This is a genomic window from Mesorhizobium norvegicum (assembly GCF_004919685.1).
GTDB classification, from domain to species: Bacteria; Pseudomonadota; Alphaproteobacteria; order Rhizobiales; family Rhizobiaceae; genus Mesorhizobium; species Mesorhizobium norvegicum.
The window spans coordinates 19,010-38,698 of the sequence record NZ_SMYZ01000081.1 but is presented as its reverse complement, the minus strand read 5'-3'; the positions used below and the strand labels follow the sequence as shown (position 1 = coordinate 38,698).

Below are 19,689 nucleotides of genomic sequence, written 5' to 3'. Positions count from 1 at the left end.
CCTTCGATCACAGTTCTACCGTCTGGTCGAATGGCGGCATCTTCTGAACTTATTGCAGCCCTAGCTTCCTCTTCAGTTCCGCGTTCTCTGTGCGCAGGCGTTCCGCGAGCAGGCTCTTCAATCGCTTGTTTTCTTTCTCGAGGGCGACCAGGTCCTTCAGATCGTCGCCATCGGATCTAGGCGCCGCGGCCTTCTTCCAGTGATAATAGGTCTGTTCCGATATACCCGCCTGCTTTACGGCGCTCTTGAGAGTGGTGCCGCCGCTGATCGACGTCTCGACCTGAGCGAGCATTTGGGCGCGCTCTTTTCCGGAGTAGACCTTCCGGGCGCTCCGCACGGCCGCTGCTGTTGCTTCCGCCGGGGACGCCGTATTGGCGCCATTCTTGCGACCAGGCTCAGTCTTGGCCTTCCGCGAAGGTGGGGTTTTCTTCTTCGTTTCAGGCGTCCTTCCTTTGGGAGCGTGTTCGGTTGCAGCTTCTACTGATTCAGCTTCTAGGGGATTTGCCATGAGATACTCCGCTCGCGGTTTGTGCGCGTGTTCAGCATCAAGGGGTATGACATTAGAGTCAATCAGCCGACGATTTGGCAGATCCATATCTTTGAGCTCCCTTGTTGTGTCGGCTATAGCCGCGGAGAGATCGACATCGCTCCAGATGGAATGGCCCCGTTTTTGATAATTGCGCTTTTGTTTGACCTCCACAGTGAACGGTCGGGTCTGCCGCCTCATAGTTTCTTCCTTGTTAGAACGAATTGCACAGGAGGTCGCGGCTGACGAAGACTGAACAACTGGCGCTTCCTCTGTTGCGCCGAGCTATATGGATGAGATAGCCCGAGAGCAAGCGGCACTTGCGGTGTGCATTGACAAATGCTTGAGCCACGTCGCTGGCTTGTCGCAGCTTTATTTTCATATCGGTGCGTTTGCAGAGCTGGAACAGCTGCTCGCGCATCGCAACGCCATCGAGCACGTTTTGAAGGGGTGGATCTGAAGGCATTCGGTTTCTGCTGGGCGCACGCTAACGTCGCGCGGAATATTGTCCGCGATGGCTCGATCAGGTGGTTACGAGCTTGGCAGCGAATCTAAGGCGGGGGGTGCATGCAGCGACATATCACGACACAGTGGGCTAGTCGGAGCGTCTGATCGACGTGGCCGGCAAGGCGGTCATGCTGTCGTGACGCATGTGGGCGTCGACGGGTCAGGTTTTCACTTAGCGTTTCAATTGAATTCGGAGATGAAAGTCCACCTCGCTCTCCAGTTGGATAGGCCTCGAAATCATGATCGTCTCGTCCCAGTGAAGGTCGCAATCATTCGTGATTGCGACCTTCCCTAGCCAGCTCCGGCCAATCATTGCGGGAGGATATGCAATACAGGTCGAGGCGTTGTCGGCGTTTCGGCGGGTAAGACGGGATAGGCGATCTCCGGTACCTTTCCGGTCAGCGAATTAAGGAAGGCAACGAGCAGGTCGACTTCTTTTTCCGTCAATTCTTGGCCGAGCTGGGTGGTCGCCATAATGGCGACCGCCTGTTTCAGATCCCAAACCTTGCCCGAATGAAAGTATGGCGCGGTGAGTGCTACGTTGCGCAACGGCGCCACGCGGAAAACATAGGAATCGTCGGCTTCATGGGTGACGGCAAATCGGCCTTTGTCGTTTTCCGGCAGGACATCGGTGCTGGGCTTTTCAACGAGGCCGAATGGGTAATAGCCCTCCCCACCCACGTTGATACCGCCGTGGCAGGACGAGCAGCCTTTGTCCATGAAAAGCGTCAGGCCCTGTTTCTGTTCGGAAGTCATAGCGGCGTCATCGCCGTTGAGGAAGGCATCGAAGGGCGCCGGTGTGACCAGTGTCGCCTCAAAGGCTTCGATTGCCCTGGCGACGTTTTCGAAGGTGACGCGATCGGCTTCGCCCGGGAAAGCTGAATTGAACCACTCGACATATTGCGGCATCGACTTGAGCGTGGCGATGAGTTGACCTGGTGTGTTGGCCATTTCGACAGCGGCTTGGATCGGTGCCTTGGCCTGAGCCTTCAGGTCTTCAGCACGACCATCCCAGAACTGCGCGATGTTGAAGACAGCGTTCAGTACCGTCGGCGCGTTGCGCGGTCCCTTCTGCCAACCATGGCCGATCGAGCTTTCATGATTGTCGTCGCCCCCGGTGGCCAAGTTGTGGCACGAATTGCACGACAAGACGCCTGACGCCGAGACGCGTGGATCGAAGAACATTGCCTTGCCCAGGGCTATCTTCTCCGGTGTGATCGGGTTGTTGGCGACTGTCGGCGTGATGGACGGTAGAGCCTTGAAGGTGGCCCGTGCCGTTTCTCTGAGGTATACGGGGATCGTTTGCGCAGCAAAAGCGATGGCCGGCAACGCGACAGCCACCGTAGTGAATAGGATTTTCACAAGTGATCTCCCTGCGTTTTGCACGGAAGCCATTGTTGATATGCGGTTCGTGAACGCCTTGCGCTAAAGGCGGCAATCCTCTTTGCATAAAATCGAATCTGACGCGGACCTGACATATTGTCTTCCTTCGTTGCATTGCGCGCGATGTCACCCACGATGAACGCCAGTCGGTATCTCCTGTCGCCTCTCGAGAAGCATCAAAAGTCGTGCCAACTAAGCAGAAGGAACCTCCGGGGGATTTTCTGGTCATCATTCAATAGGTTGAACGAATTCGCAGCAAAGCGCAGCCCTACTCCGGTGTCGCGGATCTGACAGCCAACAGTCGGGCTGAAACAGAGAGATGTTTGGTCCCTCAGCGTCTTGTCCGATGGGCACCCGGCCTCCCGCATGGGCGGCAGGGGACCACAAGGTATTGAAGCTCAAGATGAACGCCGCCGGCCAGCATAGCTAGGCAGCCCCGCAGATACTTTGACGCTGGTCCGCGAGCTGGTGCGCCTAGTGCCCGACCGCCAGATCGCGCGGCTCCTCGATCGCGCCGTAAGCCGACGGCGCGTTAAAGCGGCCGCGCAATCATCGATGTGAGCGTGATGACGGCGCTGCGCACTGTGTCGTCGAATTGTGGCCACTGGAGCAATCCTCGTAAAGCGAGCCAAGGTTCTTGATCTAAACGGCGGCGGCCGCCATATTAGCGTAGCGCCTCTCACACGTTCGAGAGTGATCGCATTTTGGATGCCGCCGGCTCGGGCTGTTTCGGCATCCCTATTTCAACATCGGCCGCCGCTTGTTTCGAGTTATCGAATGGCCGTTCTCTGCATTTGGAGGCAAAATGACCGCAACGCCTTTCGCGCTGCCCGAGGCAGTGCTTACCGCAATCTCAAACGGAAAACCCGTAATTCAGGCATATCGGGAACATCTTGGCTATTCGACCGAGGACATTGCCGTGACCAGCGGTCTGACAGTCGAGGAGGTCGGGCTGATCGAATCTGGCCATTGTTTCGACAAGGGCTATCGCGATCGGATCGCTCGGGCGCTTGGCTTGGCTGAGAGTATCTTCGATGAAATCTCGGGTATCCCGAACGCTGCCTGACGTCGGCCTCTGAAGATTACCCGCCGCCTGCCAGGTCGGATCAAAATCCAAAGGGTATATCAATACCCATACGGCGGCGGGGCGGTGGCAGAATTCTTATTTCTACGGAATCGATTCGCTCTGCGGAAGTCCAAATAGCAGAAGAATGTCACGATCATCTGACGGCCGGGACGGATGATTCCCAAATCATCTTCTGGCGTCAGCGCATTCTCGCCGCCGGTAGCCTTGCTGCAGAGAAGAGACGATGAGATTGAGCGGATCCGCGGCCGGGTTTGTGCCCGAATGAACTTCCCTCGGGGAGCGAATTCTGAGCGCTGGCGCGGTGATGCGGCGATAGCCATAGATGGACTGCTCGTCGACCAAATGGCGAATGAGCGGCAGCAGCCCTGCATCCTCTGGTTTGAGCAAACGACAAGCGAGATACGCTTTCAATCCGAACCCTCCTGGCCCAAGCAGTTCGCCAGTCTCGCTGCCTGATCAGCACCCCGCCAACCCGCGTGCAGGCGTTGCAACAGATCCTTCAGAGAAATTCATAGACTCTTAGCAACCCCAAACCGCTGGGAATGGTAAGCAAACATAAATTGGTCGAAACCTGTAGCATCTGCGGAGAACGCCAAACGACAAAGTCAGCAGGAGTGCTCAGTCTTTCAATGTGGCTACACTTTGAGCGCATGGGAAAGTAATCGCAATGGAGACCCAACCCATGACCAATCCCGAGCACCCCGCCAATCCGTTTTCCCTTCCCGACAACCTGCCACCCCCGGTGGACGATGGCGAGGCCGATGATCTGGCCGGCATGCAAATGCCAAGCGTGACGCTCCGCACGACCTTCGGCGAACTGGTGGACTTGTCCGCCTTGTGGGGTCGCGTCGTCGTCTATGCCTATCCGATGACCGGGGTTCCCGGGGTCGAATTGCCGCCGGGTTGGAACGACATTCCCGGTGCGCGCGGATGCACGCCGCAAACCCTGTCGTTTCAGGCCGAAAAGGATGTGTTCGCCGCCTTCGGCGTCACGATCTACGGATTGAGCACGCAAACCCCAGAATATCAGAAAGAGCTGTCCGATCGGCTCGGCCTGGCCTTCCCGATCGTGAGCGATGCCGAGTTCAAGCTGACTGACGCGCTGCGCCTGCCAACCATGACCGTGGAAGGCATGCGGCTGATCAAGCGGCTGACCCTCGTCATCAAGGACGGGGTGATTGAACACGTCTTCTATCCGGTGTTCCCGCCGAACAGGTCGGCGGCCGAAGTCGTCGCTTGGCTGCAAGAAAACACCGCTCCGGCGCCCCGACGATTGAACATCCTAAACTCCGCGCGGGAGGGTTGAGTTTCGGCCAGCTTCGCCAGGTCCTTCCCCTGGAGGGCCGCCCGCAATGCAATCACCGCGAGATAGGAACCGCCGACGACGATCTGGATGGCGTACAGCGTTTGAGGATAGGTCAGAAGCAATGCGGCCAGCCCTGTCGATGCGAGTGTCGCCCAGGTCCAGGAGATGGTGATCACCCCGGCGGCAAGTGCGAACGCTGCCGTACGGCCGCGGCTCATCGCTGTGCTCATGATCGCCATATTACTGGGCCTGGGCTCAAGGCGCCCAGGATGTAAGCTGCATAGGCCATGAGCAGGGAATGGAGAGGCGATACGTCCACGATCGATATCCTGGTGTTCGCGTGAGGAGCGCGATATGCGAGGGCCAGAGCAACGATTGCCTGCCCTATTAATTCGTCCGTGCGGCGAGAGGTTCGTCCAGGCGACCGGCCCGTTCGAGTTCTTGCAGTTCGTCGCCCCCGCCCACATGGGTTGAGCCAATGAAAATCTGCGGGACCGTCCGGCGGCCGCCGCTGCGGGCGACCATGACGTTCGCCGCTTCCGGATCGCGCTCAACGTCAAGCTCGATGAACGCAACGCGCTTTTTCGGTCAGGAGCGCCTTCGCGGCAGTGGGGGACAGTCCGGGGTGGTGTAGATCAGCACGCCCGACCTTTGCGTGCTGATCCATGTGGCAAACCCCAAAGCCGTCATGGCCTGGGTCGCTACAATCTCTCTCGGGCTTCAGCCGGGGGCTCCAGCCTATAGGCCCTTCGTCATCCTGCTCGGATATGCAGTGTTGTCTGTCATCATATTCAGCGGATACGCGATCGTTTTCTCCTTTCCGGTCATGTCGAGGCTCTACGCCAACGCGCAACGTTGGATTGACGGTGGACTGGCGCTGTTTTTCGCAGGCGCCGGTCTCACCTTGGTTCAACGCGCAATCACGGAAGCCGGCGGCTATCTGGCCACCGGGCGGTGAAGGGGGCAGATCACAATGGGCACGAACAATCCGCCGCTTTCGCCCGAGGACGTCGAACGCTTCGGGCCTGATCCCCTTACCAGCTTCCTCACCAATCTGGCGTCGGTTGAAGAGCGCATCACGCTTGCTTGCGCACGGGCCGGCCGCGACCGTGCCTCCGTGCGGTTGCTGCCGATCACGTGCCGGCCCATATCCTGCGATATGCCTTCGACGTCGGCATCAGCACCTTCGGCGAGAACAAGATCCAGGAGGCAATGACAAAGTGCGAGGCGCTTCACGATCTCGCCATCGACTGGAGCATCGTCGGACATCTCCAGACCAACAAGGCCAAATATCTGACCCGCTTCGCGCGTGAGTTTCATGCACTCGACAGCCTGCGGCTCGCCGACCTTCTGAACACGAGGCTGGAGCGCGAAGATCGCTTCATCGACGTCTATGTGCAGGTCAACACGTCTGGCGAGGACAGCAAGTTCGGCCTCCATCCGAACGCACTGCTGCCCTTCGTGGAGACCCTCGATCAGCTTCCCCGTCTCCGGCCATGCGGGTTGATGACACTTGCGCTGTTTTCCTCCGACATGGCCAAGGTGCGGCCTTGCTTCATTCTGCTGCGCCGGCTGCGGGACAAAGCCGTGAAGCACAACGCCGCGCTCACCGGGCTCTCCATGGGTATGACCGGAGACTTCGAGGAAGCCATCGAGGAAGGCGCCACTGTCGTGCGCGTCGGTCAGGCCATCTTCGGCAAGCGGCCGACGCCTGACGGCCACTACTGGCCGGGTTTCGCCCCCACCGATCGAGGAATTGAACCATGATTTTTCGCAAACGGCCTGTCTGCTTTTCCGATCACCCCCGCCGATCGTTCCGGCCGGGTCGACGTTGACGCGCTACGGAAACTGGTCAGCCGGCTGATCGCGGCTGAGGTCGATTCCATCGGCCTGCTCGGCAGCACCGGCATTTATGTGTATCTGACTCGCGACGAACGACGCTGCGCACAGCTCTACCCAATGACACGCAATTGCATCGCGCGTCGACGGTCCTGAGGGAGCTCCGCCATCCGCGAAGCCGGATCGCTGCAGGCATTGCGCAATCGTCTCGTTCACGCTGTCAATGTAACGACAGCCGGCCCGAAACCAGCCTATGATCTGGAGGAGGACAATGCCTGATGTGTCCGTCCTCAATGTCGCCCTGCATGGAAACAAGATCGGCACGCTCAGGCTCTTGCAAGGAGACCAGATCTTTGCATTCATCCAGGAATACATCGACGAGGCGCGACGGCCGACCTTAACTCTCTCCTTCAAAGACGATCACGGCGGGCTCGTCACCGAGCAACCAGCCACGCATATCCAGGTATCGCCCTTCTTCTCAAACCTGTTGCCGGAAGGTCCATTGCGCAAGTACCTGGCAGATCGGGCTGGCGTGAAGGAGGTGCGCGAGTTTTTCTTGCTGTGGGTGCTGGGGCGCGATCTACCCGGCGCCGTGACCGTCACGCCGACGAATGGAGAGGCCTGGCCGCCCGCCGATAACGCTGTCGGCGGCGGCAGACAAAAAGACAAGGCACTGCGGTTTCGCTCGCCGGCGTGCAGCTCAAATTCTCAGCCATCAGAAACAAGCGCAAGAACAGCGGCCTCGTCATTCGGGCCAAGGGCGTCGGCGGCTCCTGGATTGCCAAACTCCCGGCTGAGCGGTTTGATGGCGTCCCCGAGAACGAATTCTCGATGATGACGATCGCCTCTCGCCTCGGCATCAATGTTCCTGGAATCGACTTGGTCCATGTCGACTCTCTGGAAGGCCTTTCCGCGGGGCTGAGGCGGCTGCGGGGGACAAGGCTTTCGCCCTTCGTCGTTTCGATCGAGACGGCGCAAATCTCGTCCACATAGAGGACTTCGCGCAGGTCTTTCGCCGCTATCCCGAACAGAAGTACGAAAGTGCGAGCTACCGCAACATCGCCACGGTCCTCGGGATCGAAACCAACGAAGAGAGCATCGCCGAATTCATCCGGCGGTTGGTTTATTGCACACTGATCGGCAATGCCGACATGCACCTCAAAAACTGGTCGCTGATCTATTACGATCGCAGGACGCCTGCTTTGTCTCCGCCCTACGATCTCATATCGACCATCCCCTACATTCCCGATGAAACGGCAGCGCTGAAATTCGCGCGTACGAACAAGGTCAGCGAATTCAACGAAGACGAGCTCCGATGCCTGGCAGCAAAAGCACGCCTGCCTGAGAAGCTGGTTCTCGATTGCGCCTAATTAGGAAACCGTCCAGCGCTTCTCGACGTGTGGAACGCCGAGAAGAACAACCTATGGCTCGGCAAAGACGTCATCGCCGTGATCGATCGCAACATCGCGATCGTTCCCCTCGCAAGCAAGGTCTATCGGCTAGCGCGTTGATCCCAGAAGATGAAAATGCGGCGAAAGCGATAGCGGACAAGGAAGGCGTGAGCGCAGCGGTTGTCGGGTATGAATGCGTCGCCAGTGCTTGAGGTGAGCGAAGGTGTTATCGATCTTGTGGCGTTGGCGGTAGAGAACCGGATCGTAGTTATGGTTGTGCTTCGCATGAGCCGGAATCAGGGAGTGATGCCGTGCTGGACGAGGGCATCGCGGAAGCCCGATCAAGCTATAGGCACGTTCCGCGAGCAGATGGCGGACTGGCGTCACGTATCTGCTCAGCGTCAGACGCGATTGCACTCAAAACGTCAGCTTGAAGCCGGCCGACATGGTGAAGGCATAGAAGTCCATGCCTGCGCCATCTTTGAAGGTCGTGCTGCTTCGGGCGCCCGTCGGGATGTCGTACACTGTCATATCGCCTTTCGCGCGGAAGTACTCATCGAAATTGCCGGCTAGGAAGAGGCTAGCGCGTTCGGTGATTTGATAACCAGCCTTGGCGCCGAGCGAGATGAAGGGAATGGTACGAAAGTCCTCTTCGTACACCCTGCTCCGCCAGTGATGGTCAATATCGCTTGGGTTAGTCGAAAGGCCGCCGCGGAGCAGACCCGAGAGCGTCCAATTGCCGAATTTTATGATCGATTCCGCACCAAGGGAAAACGCCCGGAATCAGCAGCGCGCTTTGTGTCCCGCGTCCAATCGTCGACGACAGTGAGGATGTGGAACGGTCGGAGACGAAGTCGAGCGATCACCACTGCTTAAACTCGGCGGTTCCAGCATCGGCACGGCGGCGGACGGTCAGCTTCTCGCGATAGAACCAGCTTCTCGCGATAGAACCGAAGAGCTCCTGTGGCATCTCGTCGCCCGTTCCCACAAATTTGCGACGGAGGCGGCGAAAGCCGAGATTTGTCTAACGCGAATATGCCCGCTCTCTACGACAACAGCCAAGCATTGCGAGCAGCGCGGAGCCGTGACGAACGACCTTCCAGTCGGCTTATTTCTCCTCGGAACTGTCGGCAATGTGGCCGCCGGTCTGCCGCCGCCACAGGCGGGCATACAGGCCGTCGCGTTTAAGTAGCTCCGAGGGGGAGCCCTCCTCAACGATGCGCCCTTTGTCGAGCACGACGATCCTGTCCATGCTGGCAATCGTCGACAGGCGGTGGGCAATGGCGATCACCGTCTTGCCCTCCATCATAAGCTCGAGTTTTTCTTGGACCGCCGCCTCGGCTTCACTGTCCAGGGCAGAAGTCGCCTCGTCTAGAAGGAGGATTGGCGCGTCCTTAAGCAGCACCCGAGCGATCGCGACCCGCTGACGCTGGCCGCCAGAAAGCTTCACCCCGCGGTCACCGACGAAAGCATCGTAGCCGGTGCGGTTTTCGCTGTCCTTGAGATCGGCCACGAAACCGTCCGCATCGGCCAGCATTGCGGCGCGTTCGACCTCCTCCGGCGAGGCATCCGGCCGGCCGTAACGGATATTGTCCCCGACAGAGCGATGGAGCAACGAGACATCCTGGGTCACGACCCCGATATTCTGACGCAGGCTTGCCTGCGTCACCGAACGGACATCCTGGCCGTCGACGACGATTGCGCCATCGTTTACGTCGAAGAACCGCAGAAGCAGGCTGACAAGCGTTGACTTGCCGGCCCCCGACATGCCGACGAGCCCGACCTTCTCGCCGGCGCGGACCCTGAGCGATAGATTCTCGATTACCCCTTTTCCTTGCCGGTATTCGAACCGGATATCCCTGAACTCGACCGTGCCGGCGACAACGGCCAGCGGCCTGGCTCCGGAGACATCGGTTACCGTTGGAGGCGTGGTGATGACCGGCATCGCGTCGCGTATCGTGCCCACAGCCTGGAATATCTGCTGTCCTAGCTGGAGAAAGGCCAGGGAGTTGGTATTGAGCCGCTGAACGAGTGCGATTGAAGCAACAAATTGGCCGGTGGTGACAAAACCGGCCACGAGTCCCCAAAGCCCGACGGCGATGTTGGTCAGCGAAAGAAGGACGTTCAGCAGGACGACGCCGGTGTCGGTTGTTAACTGGATGCGCCGCTCAAGCTGTTGCGTCTCGATGGAATCTCCCATGATGGTGCGCATTGCGTCCGCCTCGCTGTCTTCGGCCGCAAACAGCTTGACCACGTGGATGTTGCTGTAGAGGTCGGTCATGGCGCCGACGACGAGGCTGCGCGCGCGGGCAGAGTGGCGGGACCGCACGGCAAAATATGGCACTGCCACAACCGCGACAGCGACGTTCGCCACGATCCAAAAAAAGACCGGAAGCGCCAGCGGCCAGGACAGCGTGGCAAGCAGCGAAAGCGAACCGAGAAACTGCACGAGAAAATACGGTATGCTGGAAGACGCTACGACGATCTGCTGCTGCACGGCGGAGGCGAGTTGCGAAATGCGCGACGCCACCTGGCCGGCGAAGAGATCGTGGAAGAATGCAAGGTCCTGACGTTCGACCGCCTTGTAGCCATGCCATTGCATAGCCGCGGGCATGCATACGGACACTGCCTGGGAACCCAATGTCTTGGCGATGAACATCAGCAGCGGTTGCGCGGGGAACATCAGCAGGCCGAGGAACGTGAGCATAGGCCAAGCTTCCTCAAGGAAAACCGCCGCACCATTCGTGCTCACCCCGTCCACAATGATATACATGCCCCAGATCACCGCGAGGTTGATTCCCTCGACCGCCATCATGAAGACGGCGATGGCCGCCAGCGCGCCACGGAACATGCGTGCGAAATGCAGAAGCAGCGCAAACGGACCTGTTGCCGGTAAAGGCGCGTAGGGGATATCCAGCGGGCGGATAAGCGTCTCAAAGGGACGATAGATGAAATGCAAAGGCGACATGGCGGGTCAAACCGGCTGATCAGAAGAATGGGTGCGGCGCATCGGAGGAGTGCGAGAGCGCTCGCGCCCCCTGAACTGCCAAGCGCACGTTCCTCGTCCACACACAATGCGTTCCTGGCGCGCTTCGAGCGGACCACGCAAGGCTGAGGGGCGCACTTGAATGTACATGCGCGCTGTGGCCAGGTTCGAGAGCTGCATAGGGTGGCCTCGTAGTGCTGGTGGACGGCTTTGCTGAAGGAGGCGCGATCTACGAGGAGGCGCCGCGGCTGGCTATAGCGGTCCAGCTCCCCAGGTGTGGCTGGGTTCATCGTCCTGTTCTGGCCGTCTCATTGCGGGCATCGAGCACGCTCCTGGTTGATTTCTCAATCCTCCCCGACGCCCTGCCGACGTCTCACTTACGAGATCAAAGCAATTTGCGTGCCGGATTTGCGCTCCGTTTCGTTCAACCGCTTGCTCGCCAGCCGGTGCCTGGCTGTACGGCCAGCGGGTGGGGCTCTGACATTCTTGTTCGGTTTCGGACACAGGAAGGTCGCCATAGACACTATCGGGAAGACCGAATAGAGCCTCGAGCATGTAATCGTCGCACCCGGTTGGGCCAGCGCCTTGTAGCTCGGGCGCTGCACGCTCGCCCGCGCAAAGCGGCGCAGGATCGATTCCGCATCGGCCGTGCGGTGCTGCAGGGCCGCCGCATATTTGATCAACTCGTCATACTGCTGCTCGATGAGGTTCCAGCCGATCGCCCGTGTCAGGATCGGCAGAAGGTTCGGGAGATCGCGCGCCATTTCGGTGTCGGGCACCCAGCACTTCATCGGCAAGAGAACGAGCGACGGTTCCGGCCACGGTCGCCAACCATCTGGTGGCGCACCGCGACGGTCCGGCTCTTATGCTACGGCGAACTGGGGAGCACATGCGCCCCCTGCCATGACGCACGCATCCAGAAGGAAGAGGTGAGGTTACGCGAACGGGTGTGATGGAGTGGGAGGCGCATCGCGTCCGACCATCCGTGGAATCGGCAGCCTTGATTAACGTCTGCGACGTCTGACCAAAGCCATCCATGGCGGAGTGCTCTCGCTGAGGTTAAAGGCAGCCTCTTCGGCCTCGTACCGGGTCAGCCCGGTGAGCGGCCGACCGTATCTCTCGGCGGGAAGCCCTGTCAGGCTATCGATCACACACCACAGCCCTGATTCCGACGGCAACGGAAGGCGAAGGCGGCTTACGCGCAGCCGAGTCGAATGAAGGGCGCCTCGTGCTCCCTTTTGCGGTCGGCCCGACGGTCCACTCTTGTCAACCTGACATACACCCAAGGTCAATGTGACTTGGGGTTGTCCGAGCTGTCGGAGATGCGACGTTAATGTCGGTCATCCGACACAGCCGGTCCGATCGATCGCCTTGATCTAAAGGCATTTCCTTTGGCGCACATATTGCATCGTTCATCCGGACACGGATCAACGGACTGACGACAGCCATGCAGAGAATGTCGATAGCCAACGCTTTGTGCCGGGCCAAATTCCGGCCCTTCCAGGTGTGATTGCAAGCGTCATGGGGCTTTGAACATTCCCTCATTGTGGACATGGAAAATACCCTGCTGGCTCGGATGCCAACTCTTCAGTCTGGTTCACTCGGCCAGTTCCTGGATCCGCGTAGGGCGCACGGGTCATGGTGACTGCCGTCTTGGCTGCACCCGCGTGCTGACTGCTTCGAGCAACGCTCAACGCTGCTGCATGCCGGCGATGAAAAGCCAGACTCCAACAATGCGTCTTCCGAAAACCGAAAGAGGTGAACAGATATGTTCAAGATCGGCGCTTTGGCGCTCGCGTTATCAATTCAAGGGGCATCGGGATCGGCGACCGCTCGGGCGCTGGCCAACGGTTCGAACGATGCGCATCCATCGCTAGCGCTGAGCGATTTGGAGCGGGCACTGACGATCAACAATCGCTATCGCGGGCTCGTGAATGTCCCCGAGCGGCCGTTCTGGCTGACTGGAGCCAACGCGTTCGCATACCGCCGGACTAGCCACGGCGAGCAGCAGTTCATGCGGGTCGATGCTGCCACGGGTTTGAAACGGGCCGCCTTCGATCAGGCCCGTCTGGCGGCGGGCCTAAATGAAGCGAGCCATAAGAGCTATCAGGCCGGCGATCTTCCCTTCGAGCGTTTCGAACTGACCGAGGATGGTCGCAGGCTCGACTTCCTGATTGAGCAGGTCCGGTGGAGCTGCGACGTTGCAAGCTATGCCTGCACCAGCACAAAATTGGATGTGGAGGCCCCGGAGTTTCAGCTCAGCCACTACTACACGCCACCGGCTGAGAATAACCCCGACCAGAGGAGCGTCTCGCCCGACGGCAAATGGATCGTCTATATAAAAAACTACAATGTTTTCCTGCGCAGCAAGGACGGATTGCAGGATGTTGCGCTGAGTCGGGATGGATCCGAGGGCAATTACTACGTCTTTTCGACGCTGAATTGGTCGCCGGACTCGCGCCATCTCGCGGCCTACCGCGTTCGCCCCGGCTACAAGCGGGAGGTCCCCTACCTCGATTCGTCGACGGACCGGTTGCAGCGCGAACATTCAACCCTGGTCTACCCCAAGCCGGGTGATGTCCTTCCGCTACCCCAGCCGGTTCTGTTCGAGATTGCCAGCCAGCGCCAAGTCGCGATTGACGACGCCCTGTTCTCGAACCCCTTCGAACTTTCACCTCTCCGGTGGTGGGCGGACGGTCGCGGCTTTACTTTCGAATATAACCAGCGCGGGCATCAGCTCTATCGGCTGGTCGAGGTAGACGCCGCCACGGCCCGTGCGCGCTCGATCATCGACGAGATCAGCAAGACATTTGTTGATTACCAGCCTCTGGTGATGGATCAGGAGGGTACCGGGAAAATCTTTCGTTACGATGTCGACGACGGGAAGGAGATCATCTGGGCGTCCGAGCGCGATGGGCACGAGCACCTGTACCTGTTCGACGGCGGGACCGGCGCGCTCAAGAACCAGATCACCAGCGGTGAGTGGGTCGTCCGGGGGGTCAACCATGTCGATCCGGTCAAGCGCCAGATCTGGTTCGAGGCGAGCGGGATGAACCCGGGGGAGGACCCTTATTTCGTCCATGCGTACCGCATCGGCTTCGACGGTGAGGGGCTGACTGAGCTCACGCCCGAGCCGGCCAACCACCATGTCGAGTTCTCTCCCGACGGCCGCTATTATGTCGATATCTGGTCACGCATCGATCTGCCGCCCCGCATGACGCTCTACCGCGCCATCGATAATGCCAAGCTCATGCAGGTGGAGACCGCCGACACGTCCGAGCTCGTCGCCGCCGGCTGGCAGCCGCCACTCAGCTTCCACGCCAAGGGGCGCGACGGCAAGACTGACATCTGGGGCGTGATTCACCTGCCCGCCAATTTCGATCCGAAGAAGAAGTACCCGGTCGTGGAGAATATCTATGCCGGGCCGCAGGGCTCTTTTGCCCCAAAATCCTTCTCAAGGCGGACAGAGCCGCTCACGCAACTGGGCTTCGTCGTTGTGCAGATCGATGGCATGGGTACCAACAACCGCTCGCGCGCCTTTCATGACGTTGCCTGGAAAAATCTGAAGGACGCAGGCTTTCCCGATCGCATCCTATGGCACAAGGCGGCCGCCGCGAGGTATCCGTGGTACGATATCTCCAATGTCGGCATTTTCGGCTGGTCCGCAGGCGGCCAGAGCGCGGTGGGCGCGCTGCTCTTCCATCCCGAATTCTATAAGGTCGCGGTCGCCAACAGTGGCTGCTATGACAACCGGATAGACAAGATCTGGTGGAACGAACAGTGGATGGGGTGGCCAGTCGGCATTGAATATTCCCAATCCTCCGCCATCGACAATGCCTACAGGCTGCGGGGCAAGCTGATGATCGTCGTCGGCGAAATGGACCACAATGTCGACCCGTCCTCCTCGCTCCAGCTTGCCGACCGCCTCATCAAGGCGGGAAAAGATTTCGACATGGTCTATGTGCCTGGTGCCGATCACGGCGCGCCAGGCATCTATACTGAGCGCAAACTCCTGGACTTCTTCGTTCGCAACATTCTCGGTCAGACCCCACCCGACTGGCACGCTAAACGAACCGAGCTGCAAAAGAGCAAATCGTCACGATGATGGCTTGGGCAGCTTCTGCCTGTGGCAATCCTCGCGCCCGTTTGTTGGCTTGATCGAGGCGGCGAGCGAGCGGAGAACCGCTCGGACGAGGCCTGTGCCGATTCCTGCGCAACGGGCCTCCGCAAGACGGAAACAGGAGCGATTCCGACGCTCGACGGCCCCCGGAAGCGGGACGGAAGCGGGGGTGGGCGGCGAGTTGCGACCGGAAGGGCCGCCGTTCAGGCGGACTGCATCCGAAGGGCCGAAACGAAGAGAAGGAGCCGAAGCGACAGCGAAGGGTTGCGGGACGCCGCGGCGGGCCTAGAAGGGAGTGCCGCCTTACCCTGCGCCGCCGGGAGGCACAACAGAGAAGAGATGCGCCGACCTGCGACCCATGCCGACGCAGGTTCGGTCTGCCAAGCCAACGTAGGGCATGTGACGTTGAACTGTCAGGTTCGACCGTATACGTCCTCAAGCCGCACGATGTCATCTTCGCCGAGATACTCGCCGCTTTGGACCTCGATCATCACCAGTCCGATATTGCCGGGGTTTTCGAGCCGGTGTTTGTGGCCGCAAGGGATATAGGTGGATTGATTGGTGGTCAGGAGTAGCTCCTGGTCGCCGTTGACTATTTTCGCAGTGCCGCTGACCACGACCCAGTGCTCGGAGCGGTGATGGTGCATCTGCAGGCTCAAGCGTCCGCCCGGCTTCACCTCGATGCGCTTGATCTTGAAGCGCTCGCTTTCCTCCAGAACCGTGTAGGTGCCCCAGGGCCGGTGCACGGTACTGTGAAGCAAGTGCGCTTCATGTCCCGCAGCCTTGAGGCCCTCGAAGAGTTTCTTGACGTCCTGGACGCGATCGCGGGATGCAACAAGCAATGCATCGGGGGAATCCACGATCACCAGGTCGCTGATGCCGACAGTGCCGATGACGCGTTTGTCCGAGCTTATGTAACTGCCCACGGTGTCGACCACATGGACATCGCCGCGAATCCTGTTGCCGCTCCCGTCAGCGGCGATCAGTTCGGCCATTGCGTTCCAAGATCCAATGTCGTTCCACCCCATTTCGCAGGGAACGACAGCGAGATTGTGGGTTTTTTCCATCACCGCATGGTCGAGTGAAATACGTGGCGCCATGGCGAAGTGCTCAGATGAGAGTTCGACGCTGGCAACATGTTCGCCGTGGCTGACGCGAGCGTTATCATAGCTATCGAGAACGGCATCGATCACCTGCGGGCAATGCGCAGCCATTTCGTCGAGCATGACCTGCGCCTTGAAGCAGAAGATGCCGGCGTTCCAGAAGAAACGTTTGGACGCGACATAAGATTTGGCAGTCTCGGCGTTCGGTTTCTCGACGAACCGGACAACTTTCTCACCGTCGGCCTCGATGTAGCCGAATGCGGTGTCTGGCCTATCCGGGGTTATGCCCAAGGTTGCGATACGCCCCTGCTGCGCCTGTTCGATTGCCCGGTTCATGGCGGTTTGAAATGCGGGCAGATCACCAATCATATGGTCGGCGGGAAAAACACACAGAACAGCATCGGGACCCTGTGTTGCCTTGGCATGGACGGTTGCCGCAGCGACGGCGGCGGCGGTATCCCGACCCTCAGGCTCAAGCAGAAAGGTGCGTGGCAAAACAACGGAATTCAGCTCGTCGAAAACGTCTTTCGTAAGGAAGAGGTGCCCCGTGGACGTCACGGTAACAAGCTCCACGACATGCTGCATCGAAGCGGCGCGCAACACGGTGTGCTGGATGAGCGAAAGTCCATCCGCCACCTTGAGGAAAGGTTTGGGGTGCGATTGCCTTGAGGCGGGCCAGAGCCGCGAACCAGCTCCACCGCTGATGATGACCGGAACCACTTTCATCAAAGGTCCTCTATCTCGTCTGTAAGCGCGAACGCATGTGCCCCTTGCAGCGTCGAGGCGACGATCGCCATGGCCCTGCTCTCGGTCGAAGCTTCCGAGTAGCAGCGCAGTTCCGGGGCATTGCCGGAAGGCCGCAGATGTATGATCTCACCTGAAAGCATCCGCGCCCTGAGGCCATCGGTTTCGTCAATTTCGGCGACGGTCCCGAACGAGGCAAGAAAGTGCTGCAGTGCGTTCCGGCTTGCGAGATGATCCATCAATCTGCGCGAACTTTCCGCGGGGAAGTTCTGAAGCCGGTCACTGGCGCACACAGGAAGATTCCAAAGCCCGCGCAGTCGCGACAGCTTCTTTTTTGTCGACGCCATGGTACTGAGGACGGCCAAAATCGGGAGGAATGAGTCCCGCGTCGGCAGTGCAGTCAATGTCTTCCCATTCACCACACAATCCGAGCCCAGCAGAACACCACCATTGGCCTCAAAGCCGACGATGACGCCGCCGGCGCCGTGTAATGCTTCCATTGCTTCAATGACAAATGGAGACCCGACTTTCGTCCTCTGGACCGCGAAACCAAAGGCCTTCGAAATTCCCGAATTGGAGGTCACTGGCGTCACGATCGTGTCTGCCTTCAGGAAAAGAGCCGTTGCAAGCCCAACCAGGTCGCCGCGAAGAAGATCGCCATTTTCATCAGCGATGAGAGGCCGATCAGCGTCCGCATCGGTCGACACGATGGCATCGAGTCCGAATTCGCGGACCCACTTCTTCAATTTCGCGATTGTTGCTGCGTCCACGGCTTCGGTATCGACAGGTACGAAGGTCCCGGTTTTCCCGACGGCGACCACGCTGGCACCGAGCGATCGAAGAACCTGTACCAACAGTTCCGCCGCGACCGAACTGTGCTGATAGACACCAAGTCTCATGCCGGAAAGTGAGCCCGGCTCCAGCATGTCATGGCCGCGCTCTCGATAAGAGGCGATCGCTTCTTCACGGTGCATAGGCCACGTCGTTCCCAGACAAGCCGTTGGTAAGCAATACGCAATTGATCTTTCGGCTACAAAGCGCGTAATCGCGGCCTCATCCGCCTTGCTGATTTCACCATTCGGGCCATAGAATTTGATGCCATTGCGATCGGCTGGAATGTGCGACCCGGTGACCATAAGAGCCGCCGCGCCGTGTTTGCATGCATATAGTGCCAGGGCAGGCGTGGGTATGGTGCCGCAATCGATCGGCTGGAAACCATTTGCGGCCAACGCCGCCATGCAATTGTTGGCTATCGCCTGACTGCTGTCACGTAGGTCGCGGCCTATGAAGACCGAACTATTCGGCTGAACCCGGCTGGAAATCAAACGCCAAGCGAAAGCTTCGGCATAAAGTCCGCTGGCCTTGCCGACCAATTCCGAAGCCAATCCTCGAACGCCGCTTGACCCGAATTTCATGATTTCGCTTTGCTAGTGGACAGGCAGGGTGGGGTCATGTTGCAATGGGCTAGTATTTCTACTGCAAGCGCCATCGTTGTCAGCCACCTGCTGTTCAGATATGCGGTCTCTACAACACGGTGTGGCGTAAGGACCCCTCAGAGTTCCGCCGAACAGCAGGGCATCCACTGGCACAGGGGCATCCACAGTTCTCCTTCTATTGGAATCTTTTGGCGCGCTCATCTAATGATCAAGGCGGTGGAGTGATCGATCGGTGCCTGCCGGTATTTCGCTATGCAGCATCATGACAGATCCGTAAACTTGGTTGTTTGGATGGAATGCATCCATGGCATGGATAGGGCTAGAAGGCCGTCTCGATCAGCGCAATGGAACCCTGTGATTCTTAGGTATTTGGATTAAGGTCAGCCAGAGCGCTCGCCGACCATGCGTCGCCTAGGGCGCTAGACCCAAGAAGCAGGAACCGATGCTGGGATCAGCTGGGACAACGATCAGCGCCGACAATGTCTTGCCTTGCGACGCCTTCAGTCTAGGAAAGTTGTTCTGGAATTGCGTTCGATCAAGGCCCAGCGCAAAACCTTGATGCAGTCGTCGCCGCCGCAATCTTCGCCTTCGGGTTTGTCTACATCCATCAGTTCGAGGACGGAGACGGCCGCATTCACCGCTACCTGATCCACCACGTCCTTGCCATGCACCGCTTCAATCGCCGGGAGTGGTGTTCCCGTATCGGCCGCGATCCTGGACCAGATCGACGAGTACAGGCGTATGCTGGAGAGCTATTGGAAGCGCCTTCTGCCATTGGTCGAATGGGAACTGACGCCGCAATTCAACGTCCGGGTGCTGAATGACACCGGGGATTTCTACCGATACTTCGATGCAACCCGCACGCCGAATTTCTTTATGCCTGCGTTCGGCGGGCGATCGAACGGTCCCTTCCCTACGAAACAGCTTTTCTGCAGCGCTACGATCAATTCCGGTAACATGTGAATGCCTTTATCGACACGCCTGAGCGGCTGATCGATCTGCTCTTCCGTTTCCTTAACCAGAATGGTGGCCCCTATCGAGCCGCGCCCTCGGAAAGGAATTCCCAGCTCTGACCAATGACGAGGCGCGGCGGCTCGAGGCGATCTATGCGCAGACCAGAAAACGGCAAAGCACGAGGCAGAAGCCTTTCACTGGACTGCCGGTCGACCCTTGCGTTGTCGCCGAAACTCGGGACGTCATGTGCTGGGGCAAACCGGACAAGCCGAAGGTGTGTCGGGAATGCTGCTGCGCCACGGCAGTG

General features: G+C 59.1%; 20 protein-coding genes and 3 pseudogenes. 12 read left to right on the top strand and 11 right to left on the bottom strand.

Features of this window, described 5'->3' with window-relative positions:
- Positions 1-49: 49 nt before the first annotated feature.
- A complete protein-coding gene (locus FCU66_RS30290; protein ID WP_136617719.1) occupies positions 50-727 on the bottom strand; it encodes a transposase in 678 nt (225 codons plus the stop codon).
- A gap of 88 nt (positions 728-815) precedes the next feature.
- On the opposite strand from FCU66_RS30290, the gene FCU66_RS41585 reads away from it, so the two are divergent.
- Positions 816-986, top strand: coding sequence for a hypothetical protein (locus tag FCU66_RS41585; protein WP_181956575.1), 171 nt, complete (start codon positions 816-818; stop codon positions 984-986).
- 356 nt (positions 987-1,342) lie between these two features.
- Here the strand turns inward: FCU66_RS41585 and FCU66_RS30280 are convergent, their stop codons facing one another.
- Positions 1,343-2,428, bottom strand: coding sequence for a cytochrome-c peroxidase (locus FCU66_RS30280; RefSeq protein ID WP_136617721.1), 1,086 nt, complete (start codon positions 2,426-2,428; stop codon positions 1,343-1,345).
- Between the two features lie 793 nt (positions 2,429-3,221).
- Between FCU66_RS30280 and FCU66_RS30275 the strand changes: the two genes are divergently transcribed.
- Positions 3,222-3,482: a transcriptional regulator gene (locus FCU66_RS30275; protein ID WP_006333988.1), complete on the top strand. Its 261-nt coding sequence runs from the start codon at positions 3,222-3,224 to the stop codon at positions 3,480-3,482.
- 186 nt (positions 3,483-3,668) lie between these two features.
- Here FCU66_RS30275 and FCU66_RS30270 read toward each other — a convergent pair whose 3' ends face one another.
- Entirely contained in the window at positions 3,669-3,914 is a 246-nt protein-coding gene (locus FCU66_RS30270) for a hypothetical protein (protein ID WP_136617722.1), read from the bottom strand.
- Positions 3,915-4,185: 271 nt separating this feature from the next.
- Here FCU66_RS30270 and FCU66_RS30265 point away from each other — a divergent pair, with 271 nt between their 5' ends.
- Positions 4,186-4,809, top strand: a complete 624-nt coding sequence (locus FCU66_RS30265) for a peroxiredoxin (protein WP_136617723.1) — start codon at positions 4,186-4,188, stop codon at positions 4,807-4,809.
- Here FCU66_RS30265 and FCU66_RS42690 read toward each other — a convergent pair.
- Positions 4,695-5,027, bottom strand: a complete 333-nt coding sequence (locus FCU66_RS42690; RefSeq protein ID WP_246094101.1) for a LysE family transporter — start codon at positions 5,025-5,027, stop codon at positions 4,695-4,697. The genes FCU66_RS30265 and FCU66_RS42690 overlap by 115 nt on opposite strands.
- A gap of 169 nt (positions 5,028-5,196) precedes the next feature.
- Positions 5,197-5,376, bottom strand: a complete 180-nt coding sequence (locus FCU66_RS30255) for a glutaredoxin domain-containing protein (RefSeq protein ID WP_136617751.1) — start codon at positions 5,374-5,376, stop codon at positions 5,197-5,199.
- 88 nt (positions 5,377-5,464) lie between these two features.
- On the opposite strand from FCU66_RS30255, the gene FCU66_RS30250 reads away from it, so the two are divergent.
- The 6 genes and pseudogenes from FCU66_RS30250 to FCU66_RS42910 all read left to right on the top strand — a co-directional run bounded on the left by FCU66_RS30250 (position 5,465) and on the right by FCU66_RS42910 (position 8,018).
- A complete protein-coding gene (locus FCU66_RS30250) occupies positions 5,465-5,767 on the top strand; it encodes a LysE family transporter (RefSeq protein WP_136617724.1) in 303 nt (100 codons plus the stop codon).
- Positions 5,768-5,782: 15 nt separating this feature from the next.
- Positions 5,783-6,576, top strand: a pseudogene (locus FCU66_RS30245) (YggS family pyridoxal phosphate-dependent enzyme).
- Between the two features lie 15 nt (positions 6,577-6,591).
- A complete protein-coding gene (locus FCU66_RS30240; RefSeq protein ID WP_136617752.1) occupies positions 6,592-6,804 on the top strand; it encodes a dihydrodipicolinate synthase family protein in 213 nt (70 codons plus the stop codon).
- Between the two features lie 97 nt (positions 6,805-6,901).
- A pseudogene (locus tag FCU66_RS42920) lies at positions 6,902-7,189 on the top strand (HipA N-terminal domain-containing protein); the annotation flags it as partial.
- A 152-nt stretch (positions 7,190-7,341) separates the two neighbouring features.
- Positions 7,342-7,641: a HipA domain-containing protein gene (locus tag FCU66_RS42915; RefSeq protein ID WP_006333996.1), complete on the top strand. Its 300-nt coding sequence runs from the start codon at positions 7,342-7,344 to the stop codon at positions 7,639-7,641.
- The gene (locus FCU66_RS42910; RefSeq protein ID WP_425462877.1) at positions 7,638-8,018 is read left to right on the top strand and encodes a type II toxin-antitoxin system HipA family toxin; all 381 of its coding nucleotides are present in this window, start codon (positions 7,638-7,640) and stop codon (positions 8,016-8,018) included. Before FCU66_RS42915 ends, FCU66_RS42910 begins: the two co-directional genes overlap by 4 nt.
- A 438-nt stretch (positions 8,019-8,456) precedes the next feature.
- On the opposite strand, the pseudogene FCU66_RS30230 reads toward FCU66_RS42910, so the two are convergent.
- The 3 genes and pseudogenes from FCU66_RS30230 to FCU66_RS42905 form a co-directional block, all read right to left on the bottom strand.
- Positions 8,457-8,801 (bottom strand): annotated as a pseudogene (locus FCU66_RS30230) (omptin family outer membrane protease); the annotation flags it as partial.
- Between the two features lie 346 nt (positions 8,802-9,147).
- Positions 9,148-11,007 (bottom strand): ABC transporter ATP-binding protein, encoded by a 1,860-nt coding sequence (locus FCU66_RS30225; protein WP_136617726.1) that lies wholly within the window; start codon positions 11,005-11,007, stop codon positions 9,148-9,150.
- A gap of 395 nt (positions 11,008-11,402) precedes the next feature.
- A complete protein-coding gene (locus tag FCU66_RS42905) occupies positions 11,403-11,804 on the bottom strand; it encodes a Tn3 family transposase (protein WP_425462876.1) in 402 nt (133 codons plus the stop codon).
- A 989-nt stretch (positions 11,805-12,793) separates the two neighbouring features.
- Between FCU66_RS42905 and FCU66_RS30215 the strand changes: the two genes are divergently transcribed.
- The gene (locus FCU66_RS30215) at positions 12,794-15,130 is read left to right on the top strand and encodes a S9 family peptidase (RefSeq protein ID WP_136617727.1); all 2,337 of its coding nucleotides are present in this window, start codon (positions 12,794-12,796) and stop codon (positions 15,128-15,130) included.
- A 428-nt stretch (positions 15,131-15,558) separates the two neighbouring features.
- Here the strand turns inward: FCU66_RS30215 and FCU66_RS30210 are convergent, their stop codons facing one another.
- From FCU66_RS30210 to FCU66_RS42230, 3 genes are all read right to left on the bottom strand, one after another.
- The gene (locus FCU66_RS30210; protein WP_136617728.1) at positions 15,559-16,974 is read right to left on the bottom strand and encodes a mannose-1-phosphate guanylyltransferase/mannose-6-phosphate isomerase; all 1,416 of its coding nucleotides are present in this window, start codon (positions 16,972-16,974) and stop codon (positions 15,559-15,561) included.
- Positions 16,974-18,407, bottom strand: a complete 1,434-nt coding sequence (locus tag FCU66_RS30205; protein ID WP_136617729.1) for a phosphomannomutase — start codon at positions 18,405-18,407, stop codon at positions 16,974-16,976. The genes FCU66_RS30210 and FCU66_RS30205 overlap by 1 nt, the downstream gene beginning before the upstream one ends.
- Positions 18,408-18,928: 521 nt before the next feature.
- Complete coding sequence (locus FCU66_RS42230; RefSeq protein ID WP_246094091.1) at positions 18,929-19,099, bottom strand: hypothetical protein; 171 nt, start codon at positions 19,097-19,099, stop codon at positions 18,929-18,931.
- On the opposite strand from FCU66_RS42230, the gene FCU66_RS42225 reads away from it, so the two are divergent.
- Together FCU66_RS42225 and FCU66_RS42220 are read left to right on the top strand one after the other, a co-directional pair.
- A complete protein-coding gene (locus FCU66_RS42225) occupies positions 19,031-19,252 on the top strand; it encodes a hypothetical protein (RefSeq protein ID WP_246094099.1) in 222 nt (73 codons plus the stop codon). The genes FCU66_RS42230 and FCU66_RS42225 overlap by 69 nt on opposite strands.
- Entirely contained in the window at positions 19,170-19,391 is a 222-nt protein-coding gene (locus FCU66_RS42220) for a hypothetical protein (protein WP_246094090.1), read from the top strand. The genes FCU66_RS42225 and FCU66_RS42220 overlap by 83 nt, the downstream gene beginning before the upstream one ends.
- Positions 19,392-19,689 lie beyond the last annotated feature (298 nt).